Genomic DNA, 13,955 nt, shown 5'->3' on the forward strand with positions numbered 1-13,955 from the left:
TCAATGCCCCCCCAGACCGTTTAGCTTCAGCTGGCGCACCACACCGTCGTTGGTCCTGCTCAGCACCTTGCGCGGGGGAACCATCCCGTCTTCCGGCTCTCTCCCCTCGAGCAGGTCACGGGCCATCTCTCCAAGTTGCCTTCCTATGTCGAACCGGTCAATGGTGAGCGCCACCGCCGCCCCCATGGTGAGGTAGACGTCGGCGAAGCTTACGACCGGAACCCTCTCGGACTGCGAGAACAGGAAGTAGGCCTCCGTCGAGGCGGCTGAAACCGCGGTGACGTCCGGAATCATCCAAAGCGCGTCCACTTTTCCCCTGAGCGACTGGAGCATGGCCGGGGTCTCCTTGGGCGCATGAACCTCACGCAGGACGAGACGGAGATGCCCCTTGGAGGCGGCCAGCGCCTTTTTCACATAGAGGCCGCTGCGCCCGGGGTCGTAGAGCACCCCTACCCGTTCGGTACCGAGCGATTGGAAGAGGGCGAGGTACCGGGTCGGATCGAAGAGCATGCTGATGCCGCTCACCGAGCGGCGCGGCTTCACGTTGAGCGCCATCATGCACAAAACGGGGGCATCCCCCTGCCTCTGTGCGAGTTCGAGGGCGCGGTCCCCGACGGCGATAACCACCTTGGGATGCTCCTCCCTCACGATCCTGACGAGGTCGAGGTCGGCGTAGTCGGCGAGGACGATCATGCGGCTTGAGGCGCGGCATTCCTTCCTGAACCCCCGGACCGCCTCCTCGTACCCCTTTTCATGCATGGACTGCAGGATGAGCACATCGTAGGCAAAAGCGGGCAAAGGACTGAGCAGCAACAACAGAAAAAGCAGGGACCTTAAAACTTGCATCTCACCCCCGCTTCGCCCCAACGTCCGGTGTTTCGAAAGATGGGGTCCAAATACTGCCGCCCATCGAATATGTTGCGCACGGAAAGAAAAATCTCGAGGCTGAAGATGTCGGTAGTGGCGATCCACTTTCTCAGGTGCACGTCCCAGATGACGCCCCCGGTACGGGAGTGCCCCGGGTCATTCCAGTCGACCAGGTTGCCGATCAGTTCCGCGTGCAGCTGCTCAGCGACGTCATACTTGAGTCCGATCTTCACGGTGTGCACCGGAATACCATTTAGGACATCACCGGTGGCCTTATCGGTGGCCCTGACATAGGTGTAACCTGCCGAAAGAGAGGTGTTGAGGACCGGGAGGGTTTTCGCCTCCACCTCCACCCCCTGCCTCAGTTGCCGCTGTTTTGGTCCCAATGGCCCATCGGACTGGACGTTACTGGTGTCGTTTCTGAAGAAGGTTCCCTTGAGCCAGAGGTAGGGGACGTCCCCGGTTTCGAAGCCGACCTGGGAAGTCCATACTTTTTCCGTGGAATCGGACCGGTTGAGGGAGGTGAGACTGTACCCTTTGGCGGTATACGCACGCAGCACGCTGTTTTCAGTCAGGGCGTAGGTGAGGCCTAGGCTCGGGCTGAAGTGATCCCCCCCGGATCCGGTCCTGTCGAAGCGGGCACTGGGGGTGATGGCGAAGGAGCCGAGTGTGATGGTGTCGATTGCGTAGACACCGACACGATCGGCGCGCCATACCGCCTCTTCTCCCGCGAGGTCCAGTTTGGCCTTCACGTGGTCGTAATCGACCCCACCGACCAACAGGTGCGTGTCCCCGAGCCACGAGAGTTTCACTCCCCCTCCACGGCTGGTCTCCTTCGTGAGGGTGGACAGGTACTGCAAAGCTTCAGTAGGATCGAGAACGGAGACATGCGACGAGTATCGTCGCCCCTGCAGCGACGCATCAAAGACAAGCCGGTGCGAAAGCGGGTAGCGCAGGGACAGCATCGAGATGACCTGTCGAGAGCCCTGATCTACGTGCACCATATCTGTAGCGGTCTGTCCGCTATCATTTTCGGTGAACCCGGAACTGAGGGTGATCGTTCCGTCTGCCGGCAGCTCGTAGCGTAATTTTCCGTACGAGCTGCCCAGGCTCACATCGTTGTTGGGAAGCAGGCCGTCGGAGCGAAGCTTTCCTGCGGTCAGATAGTAGCCAAAGCGATGTAAGGTCCCACCCGCCTCGACCCTGCCGTCAGCCGTTTCGCGGGTACCGGTGGAGCCGGAAACAAGCCCGCCGAAGGGTCTGTCGTCGTGAGGGTTCTTCGTTATGACGTTGATAACGCCACCCAGGGCGCTCCCCCAAGAAGAGGAGGCGGCCCCCTTCACTATCTCGACCCGCTCGATCATCTGCGCCGGGATGGAGCTTATGTCGGCGAAATTGTCGGCAAGGTTATTGATGGGGATGCCGTCGACGAGAACCAGGACATGGTTGAAGTTTGCGCCCTGCACGCGGGCGATGCTCACCGAGCCAGGCGTCCGGTTCATCTCAACCGGCACCCCGGTCACGATGTAAAGCACGTCGGTCAGGTTGTGCGCGTTTATATCCTCGATTTCCTTGGAGGTCACGACGGTTATGTTTTCGGCGGTCTGCGAGGCGGGGCGCGGCGATCTGCTGCCGGTGACTACGTCGGTATCGGGGCCATTGAAGAGCTCAAGAGAACTGAGATCATCGCTGGCACTTGCGACACCTGCAAACAGTATCAGTAATAGCAGCGCAGCCACCAACAAACCTCCCATATTGGCACAGCACCGCTCATGCAAGTCATTACGATTGCTCAACAGCACCCCCCTTGAATAATTTTTTTTAAAATTAGTTGCAATTAAGCTTAGACGGTGCTAACCTTAGCACGCGCTAACGCAGATTGCAAAACAAATTGACAAAACAAGGAGGGAATGGCAATGGCAAAAGAGAACCTGGCATTGGAAGTCCTCGAAACAGGCACGGACGTAGAAGTTCAATCCGAAGGCGTAAGCTGCTGCTATACGCTGTTTGTGTATTTCTACAACTCGCTGTAAGAACATCGTCTTGCGGCGTGCGCCCTGAATGCAGGGCGCACGCCGCAGCCGCTTTCAAAGCCATTACAGAAAATGCCATGACCACGTCGCAGAATGGAACCCAGCCATGCACATGTCACGCTACCTGAAGATCTACCCCGCTAAAAACCGTCCCGATCACTTCCTTCTCTACTCGACCCTGCGCCTTTCCGCCGCCATCCTCTCCGGCGCCGCCCTCGATCATGCCCGCAAAGGTACCCTTCCGGACACCTTGCGCGACAAGCTCGCGCACCTGGGCATGCTGGTGCCCGATCCAGACAGCGAACGGGAACAGATGCGCGGCTTGCTGGACCGGGTGAACGCGAAAAGCCGACGCTTCACCGCGATGGTGGTGCTGAACCTCGACTGCAACCTGAACTGCGGGTATTGCTACGAGGCGGAGTTTCGCGACGGCCGATATATGAGCGAGGCCACCGCCGACCTCCTGGTCGAGTACCTCTTGCGCGAGCAGATAACCCGGGGCTTCGACGCGGAGCTCAGCTTCTACGGCGGCGAACCCCTCCTGTCGCTCGACCTGATCCGCCGCATCTCCCGGCCCCTCAAGGAGCAAGCGGAGCGCCACGGGGTGGACTACCGGTTCTCCGTGGTCACCAACGGCACGCTTTTGAACCGGCGCTGCGCCGGGGAACTGGCGGAGCTTGGCCTCAAGGGGGCCAAGTTCACCCTGGACGGCCCGCGTCATATCCACGATATCGAACGTCCCTACGCCTCCGGGGCAGGGAGTTTCGACGCCATAGTGGACAACATCGCCGCCATATGGGACCTGGTCCCGATCCAGCTCGGCGGGAACTTCCGCAGCGAGAACTACCTGCACTTCCCGCGCCTGCTCGACCAATTGGTGGAACGCGGCATCACCAAAGAGAAGATCCAAAGCGTCCTCTTCACACCGGTGACGCCGAAGGCGGGATGTTCGGAGCGCAGTTCAGGGTGCGTCAGTTCGAGCGCGCCATGGCTGGTGGAAGCGCAGCTCTACCTGCGCGAAGAGATCCTGAAGAGAGGCTTCAAGACCTCCAAGCCGAAGGTCTCCGCCTGTATCGTGGAACTGGAAAAGAACCTCCTGGTCAACTGCGAGGGGGATTTCTACAAATGCCCGGCCCTCATGGGGTGGGACGGATTCTCCATCGGCAACCTCGCCGAGGGAATCAGGGATTTCCGCGCTTCGCACGCCGTCGGCAACTGGCGGGTGGACGCCTGCCTCGATTGCGCCTACCTTCCGCTTTGCTTCGGCGGTTGCCGCTTTCTGAACCTTTTGCAGGACAAGACGGTGAGCGAGGTCGATTGTCGGCGCGACCACTTCGACGCCGCCCTTGAGCGGATCGTGGAGCAGGACTTGGCGTACACGGGCACATCGGGGGAGGCAAGGAAGGTGCCCACAGCGCGCGGCGTATCCTCCCCCGCCCCTAGTGGCGCTCCTGCTTCAGCCTCTTGTTGAGGGTCGGGCGGGTCACCCCCAGAAGTTCGGCCGCCTGTGTCTGATTGCCGCTGGTAAGCTTCATCGCCTCGGCAATCAGATACTCCTCCACCTGCATGACAGTCGGAAACTTCCCGAAGAGCGCGAAGAGAGGGTTGCCGCAGTCCACCGGCTGCGGGGCACGGGCCGGGGCAGGTGTCACCCCGGGGAAGTCTGCAACCGACAACGGGGACCCGTCGTTGCAGGTGACAGCGTGGTGCACCATGTTGTAGAGTTCGCGAACGTTGCCCGGGAAGCTGCATTGCTGCAGCGCCGCGATCACCGCAGGCGGCACCCTGGGCACCGGCTTTTCCTGCTCGGCCGCGACCTGGCGCACGAAGTAGTCGACGAGCACCTCCAGGTCCTCGAGCCGCTCCCGCAAGGGGGGAACGCGGAACTCGTGGGCGCAAAGGCGGAAGTAGAGGTCGTTTCTGAAGGTTCCTGCGCCCCTTAACGCGGCGAAATCCATGTTGGAGGCGGCAACGATGCGGGCGTCGCTTTTGAGAAGGAGGTCCGACCCCAACCGGTAGTACTCGCGCTCCTGCAAAAGCCTCAAGAGTTTTATCTGCGAGGCGTGGTTCAGGTCGCCGATCTCGTCCAGAAAGAGGGTCCCACCAGCCGCAGCCGCGATCAGGCCGTCGCGCTTGCTGTCCGCACCGGTGAAGGCCCCCTTCTTGTGCCCGAAGAGGGTGTCGGAAAACATGAAATCGTCGAGACCGGCCGCGTTCAGCGAGATGAAGGGTCCCGACACCCCGGAGACCTCGTGGACCGCGCGGGCGAGGAGCTCCTTTCCCACCCCGGTTTCTCCCGTGATGAGCACCGGCAGACGCGAGGAGGCGATCGCCTCGATGTACTGGAAGATGCCGCGCATCTTCTTCGATTCGGTGACGATACCGGCGAAGGCGTCGGGGTTTCCGAGGGTGTCGGCGAGGAGGTAGTCCTTGAGCATCCGGTTCTGCTGCCCGAGTTCGCTCACCTGCATCGCCTTTTTGACGCTCGCCACCAGACGGTTCGGGTCGACCGGCTTGGTCAGAAAGTCGAAGGCCCCCTGGCGCATGCAGGCGACCGCGGTCTCCACGTCACCCATCGCGGTCATCACGATCACCGGGACTTCCGGGTGCTCCACGGTCAGGCTCTGAAGGATCTCCGCCCCCGAGACGTTGGGCATCACCCAGTCGAGAACCACGGCGCTCACCCGGCGCTCCCGCAGGTAAGGAAGCACCTGGCGGCTGTCGGAGATGGTCGCTACCTCGGGGATGTCGCTGGACGAAAGGAGCAGCGAGACCTCGTTGAGGATCCCCGGTTCGTCGTCCACGACAAGCATCTGTTGCTGGGCAACCGTTTTCACTCTCATCACACCACCCGGATAGACACAGTATGCTTAAAGGGCTCACATCATATAATGTTAAGCTTCGTTATTCAACCTTCTTCTCGTCACAGGCGGATATTTTCCTGACGCCAGCCCGCGTCAATCATGTTGCAATGACAGGCGTAATCGGCTTAATCTAGCCCTTGAGCAGGACCATAAACTACGGAGGCTGATATGAATCCCAGAGCGCTCCTGGAAAAATACTTCAACGACAACCCCCAGGGGCTGGAGATAGTGTACCGGCACAGCCGCATGGTGGCCGACAAGGCGCTCGCCATAGCGGAAGGGGTCAAAGGAAGGCAGCTCGACCTGCGCTTCATCGAGGAGGCGGCGCTTCTGCACGACATAGGCGTCTCACGCGTCTACGCGCCCAAGCTCAACTGCTTCGGCAAGGCGCCCTACCTAAGCCACGGCATCATCGGACGCACGATACTCGATGCCGAGGGGCTGCCGCACCACGCCATGGTCTGCGAGCGCCACATAGGCGTCGGGCTCACCGCGCGGGACATCGCGGAGCAAAAGCTAGCCCTTCCCGAGCGCGAGATGTCACCGGTCACCGACTGCGAGCGCATCGTGGCCCTTGCCGACCTCTTCTACTCCAAGAAAGGGGGCGAGCTGGAACGGGAAAAGAGCACCGAGCAGGTGCGCAGCGACCTCGCGCGCTTCAGCCAGGAAAAGGTCCGCATCTTCGAGAACTGGCTCGCCGATTTCGGCCTCGGCACTCCCGCGCCCCCCCTCCCCCTTGCCTAATCCTAATTAGCCTCCGGTCCGCACCGGACCAAGGAATATGCTATACTGCTAAAGGTGCAGCGTCACTGGGCATTTTTAGCGCCCTACCCCCAAGTCGGGTCTGCACCGATCATGTGTCCCTCTCTACAGGTGTTTTCATGGGAAAACCGCTCCGCGTGCTGATTGTGGAAGACTCCGAGGACGACACCCTGCTCCTCACCTTCGAGTTGCGCCGCGGCAACTACGCACCCGTCGCCAGGCGGGTCGAGACCGCGGAGGCGATGCGCCGGGCGCTGGAGGAGGACGAGTGGGACGTGGTGATCTCGGACTACGTCCTCCCCGGCTTCACCGGGCTCGAAGCCCTGCAGGTGCTGCGCGAGTCCGGTCTCGACATCCCCTTCATCATCGTTTCCGGCAAGATCGGCGAGGACACGGCGGTGGGCGCCATGAAGGAGGGGGCCAACGACTACCTGATCAAGGGGCACACCTCCCGCCTGATCCCGGCCATCGAGCGCGAGATGCACGAGGCGGAGGTGCGGCGCAAAAGACGCGAGGCGGAAGCCGCACTGGTCCGAAGCGAGCGGCGCTACAAAAGGCTCGTCGCCGCGGTCACCGACTACATCTACACGGTGAGCCTCAACGACGGCGAGGTGGTGCGCACGACACACGGCCCGGGATGCCTTTCGGTTACCGGGTACAGCAACGAGGAGTACGTCGACAACCCCTTCCTCTGGTACCAGATGATCCACGAGGAGGACCGCGCCGCGGTGACGGGACTCACCGAGGAGGTGAAGGCCGGCAGGGAGGTCCCCTCGCTGGAACACCGGATCCGCCACAAGGACGGCTCGCTGCGCTGGGTCATCAACACCATCGTGCCGCGCTACAGCGAGCGCGGGGAACTGATCGCCTACGACGGCCTCATCTCGGACATCTCGGAACGAAAGCGTGCCGAAGAATCGCTGCAGGTGCAAAGTGCGGCGCTCGAGGCGGCGGCGAACGCCATCGTCATCACCGACAGCTGCGGCATGGTGCTTTCGGTGAACGCCGCATTCACCAGGATGACCGGCTATACCGAGGACGAGGCGCTGGGACGGGATCTCAGCTTCCTGAAATCGGACCGTCACGCCCCCGACTTCTACGAAGACCTCTGGAGCACCATCATGTCCGGCAGGACCTGGCACGGCGAGATGGTGAACCGGCGCAAGAACGGCGAGCTCTACCCCGAGGAGCAGACCATCACGCCGGTGATCGACGAGACCGGGCGGATCAAGCACTTCATCTGCATCAAGCAGGACATCACCGAACGAAAACTCGCCGAGCAGGCGCTGTTGCAGAACACGAGTCTCCACAAGGAAATGGAGATCGCACGGCAGATCCAGCTCTCGCTGCTCCCCGCCTCCCCTCCCCTTTTAAGCGGCATCGACTGCGCCGGGCGCTGCGTCCCGGCAAGTCACATCGGCGGTGACTACTTCGACATCCTCCCCCACGGCGAACGGCTCGACTTGGTCATCGCCGACGTGTCGGGGCACAGCGTGGGAGCCGCACTCATCATGGTCGAGACTAGAAGCGTCCTGCACGCCCAGATGCCGGCCCTGGACGGCCCGGCCCAGGTGGTCGCGGCGCTGAACGAGATCCTCCATGACGACCTGAGCCGCGCGGAACTCTTCATCACCATGTCCTACCTGAGCTACCAGAGGGGCACCGGCAAACTGCGCTACAGCAACGCGGGCCACCCCCCTCCCCTTCTGTTCCGGCCGGCGGAGGAGCGCTTCTTCGAGCTCGACGCCGAGGGGCTCATCCTCGGGGTGCAACGCCGCGTCGCCTTCCACGAAATGGCGATGCAGGTGGAAAAAGGTGACCTGCTTCTCTTGTACACCGACGGCATCACCGAGACGGAAAACGGCGACGGCGAGTTCTTCGGCAAAGAGAGGCTGAAGGGGGTGCTGGCCCGCGAGCACAAAAAGCCCGCCGCAGGCATCATAGAGGCGATCCTCGATGCACTGCGCGCCTTCACCGGCAGCGCCACCTTCAACGACGACATCTCCATGCTCGCCCTCAAGTTCCTCCCCTGACCCCTTGCCCGATTACTTTTCTTGACGATGCACGCCGCGATGGTGTAAACATACGCCATTCAAAAGATTCAGGGGTGTGCATATGGCGAAAAAGATCTTCGTTGCGGCGACCGGACAAAACTGTGGCAAGACGACCATCAGCATTTCGCTCATGCACCAGGCGAGGAAGAAGTACAAGCGGGTCGGATTCGTGAAACCTTTCGGCCCGAAGGTGCTCCTCTACGACGATTTCATGGTGGACATGGACGCCCTCTTGATGGCGAAGGCCTTCGGCATGGAGGAGGACATCGCCCTCATGTCGCCGGTCGCCCTGCACCGCGACTTCACCAAGGACTACCTGGCGGGAAAACTGGACGACCTTTCGCTTTCCGACTGCATCCTCGAGGCGGTGCGGGAGCTCGAGAAGAAGTACGACTTCCTGATCATCGAAGGGGCCGGACATGGCGGCGTGGGTGCGGTGATCGGGCTTTCCAACGCAAAGGTGGCGAAGCTGATCGACGCGCCTGTGGTGATCGTAAGCGAAAGCGGCATCGGCAAGGTGATCGACGCGGTGCACCTGAACCTCGCCCTGTATGAGCGCGAAGGTGCGGACGTGAGGGGGATCATCGTCAACAAGATGATGCCGAGCAAGAAGGAAGTGACCTGCAAGTACCTGAAGCGTGCCTTCGAACCGAAGATAAAGGTGATCGACGGGTTCAACTACTCTCCGATCCTCGCCAACCCTACCCTCAGTCACATCTCCAAACTGTTCGACCTGCCGCTTCAAGGGGATATGACACAGAAGAGCCGGATCATCCACAACATCCAGCTGGGCGCCGCCTCCTCGCAGCGGGTGGTGGACGGACTTCTGGATTCCACCCTGATGATCGTGACGAGCTCGAGGGACGAGCTGGTCGTAACGCTCTCCTCGCTTTACCACATCCCGGCATACAAGGAAAAGATCGCCGGTCTTGTCGTATCCGGCCACGCCCCCGTTTCCGAGGTCACCCAGCAGATCCTCTTCGACTCGGGGATCCCCTTCATCAGGGTGGAGGAGACCACCGCCGACGTCTTCACCGCCCTATCCGACGACGTGGCGAAGATCACTTACGAGGACCAGGAAAAGCTCAACTGGATCATGGCCAACGCCGAGAAGGACGTGGACTTCTCCGCGATAGACGCTCTGCTGTAAAAAAAGAGGCGGGGACAGGTAAATCGATACCAGTCCCCGCCTCAACCTCAACCCGACCTTCCCCTCCCCTCAAAGCTTGGTCCCCGGCGGTTTCGTCGGCACTTCCCGATCCCTTTGACAGTCGATGCAGTACGCCGTAAAAGGCATGAGCTTCAGCCGGTCCAGGCCGATCGGCTCTCCGCACCCCTCGCACTTGCCGTAAGTCCCCGACTCGATGCGCCTTTGCGCCTCTTCCAGCTGGGTCAGTTGCTGCCGCCTGATGTCGGCTACGGCAAGTCCCGCGTCGGAGAGACTGTCGAGGATGCTCTTCTCGCCGGGGTCCTGCGGTATGTCGTACTGCGTGGCGAGATCCGCGCCGGTCTGCGCGAAGATCTCATCCCTCAACTCGGCCCACAGCCTGCGCTTGTGCTCGGCCAAGAGGTTTCTGAATTCCAGCTCGTCGCCTGTCAGCTTTTCCGGCATCTCGTCCTCCTTTGCACCTTGCGTCCACCGGGACGCCATGTACGTGCATGCACAAACGCGCCTCAGGGAAGGTTCTCGACATCGCACAAGGGGCAAAAGAGCTCGCCGCTCTCCTTGTCCCTCTCCAGTTGCGAGCCGCACAGTGCACAGACCTCGGTCCCCTCTTTGATGACGGAGCGGTCCTTCCCTATGTCCTCTTCCGTGCTCACTCTTCTCATATGGCCTCCTTGGCAAGAGCCGTTTTCAAACCAGCACCAGTATACCCCAAAAAGTCGAACCGGCTGGGGGGCGGCGTCCCTGCAGCGTGGGGCCTGCCCTTTACGAGAGAAAACACATAAAAAACACTAATAATAAAATAAGAATCTTCTTGAAACTTGATGTAAAAAATCGAACCGCAATCAATTATAGCAATGAAAGGCAGGAAATGAATCAGACACAAGACTTGATTGGGAAAAGAGAGTTTGTCGAGAGGGAATGGCGGGGTGTAAATACAGTGAAAATTATTTGACAGGAGACATGAAAGGCTGCTATAGATCGATCGTTAGCTGAAATTTATAAAATCAGACACAGGTGAAGCCCGAAGGGCTCGGTCTTAGCGAGCTTCAGTCACAGCGGCAGTGAAAACCGGAATGTGACACTTCCTCAACCGGAAACAGGAAAAGATATAGAGAATTCCCTGCAGCACTGCTATTACGCCCCGGATGCCGGCAGCTTCCGGGGCCATTTTTTGCCTGAACCTCAGCAGACGCGTCCCATCGGGAAGGACGCGCTGATGCACTCGAGAAAGCTCGATACTTCCTGGTCGTCCTTGCGCTCGGCATTTACGATCACGCTGCGCCTGCGCAACTGCTCGAAGCCGGGAACCGAGTGCTCGACGAGCTGGCCCGTTTCCAGCTCTTTGGTCGCAAGGCTGCGTGAAACGAAGGAGACCCCGCCGCCGCTCAACACCGTCTCGAGCGCCAAACGCAGGTCGTCCACTATCACGACCCTTTTAAAGTCCTCGACCCTGTGGCCGTGCCGGGAGAGGTTCACGTCGAGCAGCTTCCGTGAAGTGCAGTCGGGCTTGCGCGCGATGAGACAGTGCTGGAAGAGTTGCTCCAGTTCAACCTCCCTCTCCTGCAGCCCGAGCGCCGGCGAGCTCACGAAGACCAGCTCGTCCCGGGGCAGCTCCACGGTATGGAAACCGCCGACCTCGATCTCGTCGCAGTGCTCGATCACGGCCAGGTCGAACTCGTTTTCCTGCAGCTCCTTGATGGTCTGATCCAGGGAATGGAACATGAAGCGAAGGTCGACGCTGTCGGCCTCGCGGAGCATGAAACGCTCCATGACCTGAGGGAGGAAGGCGACGCCGAAGGTCGGGGTACAGCAGATGGAAAGGCGCAGCTTTTCCCCCTGCTGCTTCAGATCGTTCGAGAGCTGTGCCTCGAGGAGCAGGATCTGTTCGGCGCGGCTCACCACAAGCTTCCCGGCATCGGTTAAGAGCAGCACCTTCCCGCCGCGGTCCACCAGTTGCCGTCCGTAGTAGTCCTCGAGAAACTTGATCCTTTGCGACACCGCGGACTGGGTGATGGACAGATCCGTCGCCGTCTTCGAAAAGCTCCCCACCTGCCCCAGCACCACCAGCGTCTTCAGGTACTCAGTCTGCATTCAAAACACCTTATATATTAAAAATAGAATTTAGCGATTCTTATAGCACGATGGCAAGCACAAGGCAAGAGGTCTCCTGCCCACAGGAATTAACGTAACGCGGACGTAAAAAAAGCCGAATCGCGATTGATCCGGCTTTTGCTCAAGAAGATGCGCGATGCGCAGCTCAGGTTTCCCGGTATTCGATTTCCTCGCCCAGGTAGTTGGTCACCGTCAGGCGCCTGCCGTCCTCGCTGAAGCGCGCGGAAGAGACCTCGACCTTCCCCTTCCCACCCGGCAGGTCGATGACGTAATGCGGCACGGCAAGCCCGGAGGTGTGCCCGCGCAGCGCGGCGACGACCTTCATGCCGTCGGCCACGCGCGTCCTGAAGTGCGCGGTTCCCTGCACGAGGTCCATCTGGTGGATGTAGTAGGGGCGCACGCGGATGGCTAGCAGGCGCCGCATCAGCTCGCGCATTACGAGGGGATCGTCGTTCACCCCTTTCAAGAGGACGGTCTGGTTGCCGAGTTGGATGCCGGCGTCGGCCAGACGCGCGCATGCCTTGGCCGACGCCTCGGTAACCTCGCGCGGATGGTTGAAGTGGGTGTTCACGTAGAGCGGCTGGTAGCGTTTCAGCATGCGCGCGAGCTTCCAGGTGATGCGCTCCGGCAGGGTGACCGGGGTGCGGGTCCCGATCCTGATGATCTCCACGTGGGGGATGCGGTGCAGCGCGGCGAGGATCGCTTCCAGGCGCTCGTCGGAGAGAAGCAGGGGGTCGCCTCCGGACAGGATCACGTCGCGGATCTCGGGGTGCGCCGCGATGTAGGCCACCGCCTCGTCCACCGGGGCGGGGCTCATCCCCTGGCACCCGACGCCGCGCTTTCTCATGCAGAAACGGCAGTAGACGGCGCAGGCGGTGGAAACCAGGAACACGACCCGGTCCGGGTAGCGGTGGATGAGCCCTGGGACCGGAGAGAGGCGCTCCTCGTCAAGGGGATCGGGGGACTGGGCAAGATCGTGCAGCTCCTCCGGGTCCGGGACGCACTGGCGCCAGATCGGGTCCCCCGGCTCGCGGATGAGCCCCAGGTAGTAAGGGGTGATCCGCATCGGGTAGCGGCGCGCCACCTGGCCCAGTTCCTCACCTTGCGCATGAAAAAGCCCGGAAAGCTCCTCCGGGCTGGTGATGCAGTTTCTAAGGCTCTTCTCCCAGGCTTCCATCAGACCTCGAGGGCTCCGATCAGGGAACGGACCGAGGCGATGTCGTGCTCGACGAGATAATCCTCCATCTCGCGGGCGATCCTCTGCGCCGCCGAAGGGTCGAGGAAGCTCGCGGTGCCGACCTGGACCGCGGTGGCGCCTGCTAGCATGAACTCGAGGGCGTCACGGCCGGTCATGATGCCGCCGATGCCGATGATGGGAAGGGAAACCGCCTTCGCCACCTGCCAGACCATCCTGAGCGCAACCGGCTTGATGGCCGGGCCGGAAAGGCCGCCGGTCACGTTGGCAAGCACGGGGCGGCGGCGCTCCAGGTCGATCGCCATGCCGGTCAGGGTGTTGATGAGCGAGAGCGCGTCGGCGCCGGCGTCGGCGCAGGCCTTGGCCATTACCACGACGTCGGTCACGTTGGGGGAGAGCTTCACGATGAGCGGCTTCGAGGTGTTCCTCTTCACCAGGGAAACCACCTCCTGCGCGGCGCAGGGGTCGGTCCCGAAGACGATGCCCCCCTGCTTCACGTTCGGGCAGGAGATGTTCACCTCGATCCCGGCGACACCGGCCAGCCCGTCCAAACGGCTCGCCACCTCGCCGTACTCCTCGAGGGTGTTGCCGTAGAGGTTCGCGATCACCGGGGTGTTCACGTTTTCAAGGTAGGGGAGCTTCTGCTCGATGAAGGCGTCGATGCCGACGTTTTGCAGGCCGATCGCGTTCAGCATCCCGCCGGAGGTCTCCACGATGCGCGGCGTCGGGTTGCCCGCCTTCGGTTTGAGGGAGAGCCCCTTGGTGATCATCGCGCCGATGCTCTCGAGATCGAGGTAATCGGCGAACTCGGCCCCGTAGCCGAAGGTGCCGGAGGCGGTCATCACGGGGTTGCGCATCTCGATCCCGGCTATGGCCACGGACATGTCAGGTCGTTGCATT

Annotated in this window: 12 protein-coding genes; 4 read left to right on the forward strand and 8 right to left on the reverse strand. The window is 61.2% G+C overall.

What is annotated here, in order from left to right; translation table 11 throughout:
* Both D6Z24_RS06620 and D6Z24_RS06625 read right to left on the reverse strand, forming a co-directional pair.
* Complete coding sequence (locus tag D6Z24_RS06620) at window positions 1-846, reverse strand: ABC transporter substrate-binding protein (protein ID WP_129125776.1); 846 nt, start codon at window positions 844-846, stop codon at window positions 1-3.
* Window positions 834-2,606, reverse strand: coding sequence for a TonB-dependent receptor plug domain-containing protein (locus tag D6Z24_RS06625; RefSeq protein WP_162605081.1), 1,773 nt, complete (start codon window positions 2,604-2,606; stop codon window positions 834-836). Before D6Z24_RS06625 ends, D6Z24_RS06620 begins: the two co-directional genes overlap by 13 nt.
* A gap of 400 nt (window positions 2,607-3,006) precedes the next feature.
* Here D6Z24_RS06625 and gptM point away from each other — a divergent pair, with 400 nt between their 5' ends.
* Entirely contained in the window at window positions 3,007-4,371 is a 1,365-nt protein-coding gene (gene gptM, locus D6Z24_RS06630) for a geopeptide radical SAM maturase (RefSeq protein WP_129125778.1), read from the forward strand.
* Here gptM and D6Z24_RS06635 read toward each other — a convergent pair.
* Window positions 4,340-5,743: a sigma-54-dependent transcriptional regulator gene (locus tag D6Z24_RS06635; protein WP_246014589.1), complete on the reverse strand. Its 1,404-nt coding sequence runs from the start codon at window positions 5,741-5,743 to the stop codon at window positions 4,340-4,342. The two genes, gptM and D6Z24_RS06635, sit on opposite strands and share 32 nt — an antisense overlap.
* A 189-nt stretch (window positions 5,744-5,932) precedes the next feature.
* Here D6Z24_RS06635 and D6Z24_RS06640 point away from each other — a divergent pair, with 189 nt between their 5' ends.
* From D6Z24_RS06640 to D6Z24_RS06650, 3 genes are all read left to right on the forward strand, one after another.
* On the forward strand, window positions 5,933-6,508 hold the full coding sequence (locus D6Z24_RS06640) for an HD domain-containing protein (RefSeq protein WP_129125779.1): 576 nt from the start codon (window positions 5,933-5,935) through the stop codon (window positions 6,506-6,508).
* Between the two features lie 137 nt (window positions 6,509-6,645).
* On the forward strand, window positions 6,646-8,559 hold the full coding sequence (locus D6Z24_RS06645) for a SpoIIE family protein phosphatase (RefSeq protein ID WP_129125780.1): 1,914 nt from the start codon (window positions 6,646-6,648) through the stop codon (window positions 8,557-8,559).
* Between the two features lie 82 nt (window positions 8,560-8,641).
* Window positions 8,642-9,730 (forward strand): AAA family ATPase, encoded by a 1,089-nt coding sequence (locus D6Z24_RS06650; RefSeq protein WP_129125781.1) that lies wholly within the window; start codon window positions 8,642-8,644, stop codon window positions 9,728-9,730.
* Window positions 9,731-9,799: 69 nt separating this feature from the next.
* Here the strand turns inward: D6Z24_RS06650 and D6Z24_RS06655 are convergent, their stop codons facing one another.
* The 5 genes from D6Z24_RS06655 to D6Z24_RS06670 all read right to left on the reverse strand — a co-directional run bounded on the left by D6Z24_RS06655 (window position 9,800) and on the right by D6Z24_RS06670 (window position 13,954).
* The gene (locus D6Z24_RS06655) at window positions 9,800-10,192 is read right to left on the reverse strand and encodes a TraR/DksA family transcriptional regulator (RefSeq protein ID WP_129125782.1); all 393 of its coding nucleotides are present in this window, start codon (window positions 10,190-10,192) and stop codon (window positions 9,800-9,802) included.
* 62 nt (window positions 10,193-10,254) lie between these two features.
* Window positions 10,255-10,410 (reverse strand): hypothetical protein, encoded by a 156-nt coding sequence (locus tag D6Z24_RS21610; RefSeq protein WP_198419514.1) that lies wholly within the window; start codon window positions 10,408-10,410, stop codon window positions 10,255-10,257.
* 520 nt (window positions 10,411-10,930) lie between these two features.
* The gene (locus D6Z24_RS06660; protein ID WP_129125783.1) at window positions 10,931-11,839 is read right to left on the reverse strand and encodes a LysR family transcriptional regulator; all 909 of its coding nucleotides are present in this window, start codon (window positions 11,837-11,839) and stop codon (window positions 10,931-10,933) included.
* A gap of 166 nt (window positions 11,840-12,005) precedes the next feature.
* Window positions 12,006-13,037: a KamA family radical SAM protein gene (locus D6Z24_RS06665; protein ID WP_129125784.1), complete on the reverse strand. Its 1,032-nt coding sequence runs from the start codon at window positions 13,035-13,037 to the stop codon at window positions 12,006-12,008.
* Window positions 13,037-13,954: a dihydroorotate dehydrogenase gene (locus D6Z24_RS06670; RefSeq protein WP_129125785.1), complete on the reverse strand. Its 918-nt coding sequence runs from the start codon at window positions 13,952-13,954 to the stop codon at window positions 13,037-13,039. The genes D6Z24_RS06665 and D6Z24_RS06670 overlap by 1 nt, the downstream gene beginning before the upstream one ends.
* Between the last annotated feature and the right edge of the window lies 1 nt (window position 13,955).

This window comes from Geomonas oryzae (genome assembly GCF_004117875.1).
GTDB classification, from domain to species: domain Bacteria; phylum Desulfobacterota; class Desulfuromonadia; order Geobacterales; family Geobacteraceae; genus Geomonas; species Geomonas oryzae.

Excerpts from the sequence above, each read along its gene's own strand:
- D6Z24_RS06640 (WP_129125779.1), top strand. The coding sequence starts at position 5,933 with ATGAATCCCAGAGCGCTCCTGGAAAAATACTTCAACGACAACCCCCAG.
- D6Z24_RS06655 (WP_129125782.1), bottom strand. The coding sequence starts at position 10,192 with ATGCCGGAAAAGCTGACAGGCGACGAGCTGGAATTCAGAAACCTCTTG.
- D6Z24_RS06635 (WP_246014589.1), bottom strand. The coding sequence starts at position 5,743 with ATGAGAGTGAAAACGGTTGCCCAGCAACAGATGCTTGTCGTGGACGAC.
- D6Z24_RS06620 (WP_129125776.1), bottom strand. The coding sequence starts at position 846 with ATGCAAGTTTTAAGGTCCCTGCTTTTTCTGTTGTTGCTGCTCAGTCCT.
- D6Z24_RS06660 (WP_129125783.1), bottom strand. The coding sequence starts at position 11,839 with ATGCAGACTGAGTACCTGAAGACGCTGGTGGTGCTGGGGCAGGTGGGG.
- D6Z24_RS06645 (WP_129125780.1), top strand. The coding sequence starts at position 6,646 with ATGGGAAAACCGCTCCGCGTGCTGATTGTGGAAGACTCCGAGGACGAC.
- gptM (WP_129125778.1), top strand. The coding sequence starts at position 3,007 with ATGCACATGTCACGCTACCTGAAGATCTACCCCGCTAAAAACCGTCCC.
- D6Z24_RS06650 (WP_129125781.1), top strand. The coding sequence starts at position 8,642 with ATGGCGAAAAAGATCTTCGTTGCGGCGACCGGACAAAACTGTGGCAAG.
- D6Z24_RS06670 (WP_129125785.1), bottom strand. The coding sequence starts at position 13,954 with ATGCAACGACCTGACATGTCCGTGGCCATAGCCGGGATCGAGATGCGC.
- D6Z24_RS06665 (WP_129125784.1), bottom strand. The coding sequence starts at position 13,037 with ATGGAAGCCTGGGAGAAGAGCCTTAGAAACTGCATCACCAGCCCGGAG.
- D6Z24_RS21610 (WP_198419514.1), bottom strand. The coding sequence starts at position 10,410 with ATGAGAAGAGTGAGCACGGAAGAGGACATAGGGAAGGACCGCTCCGTC.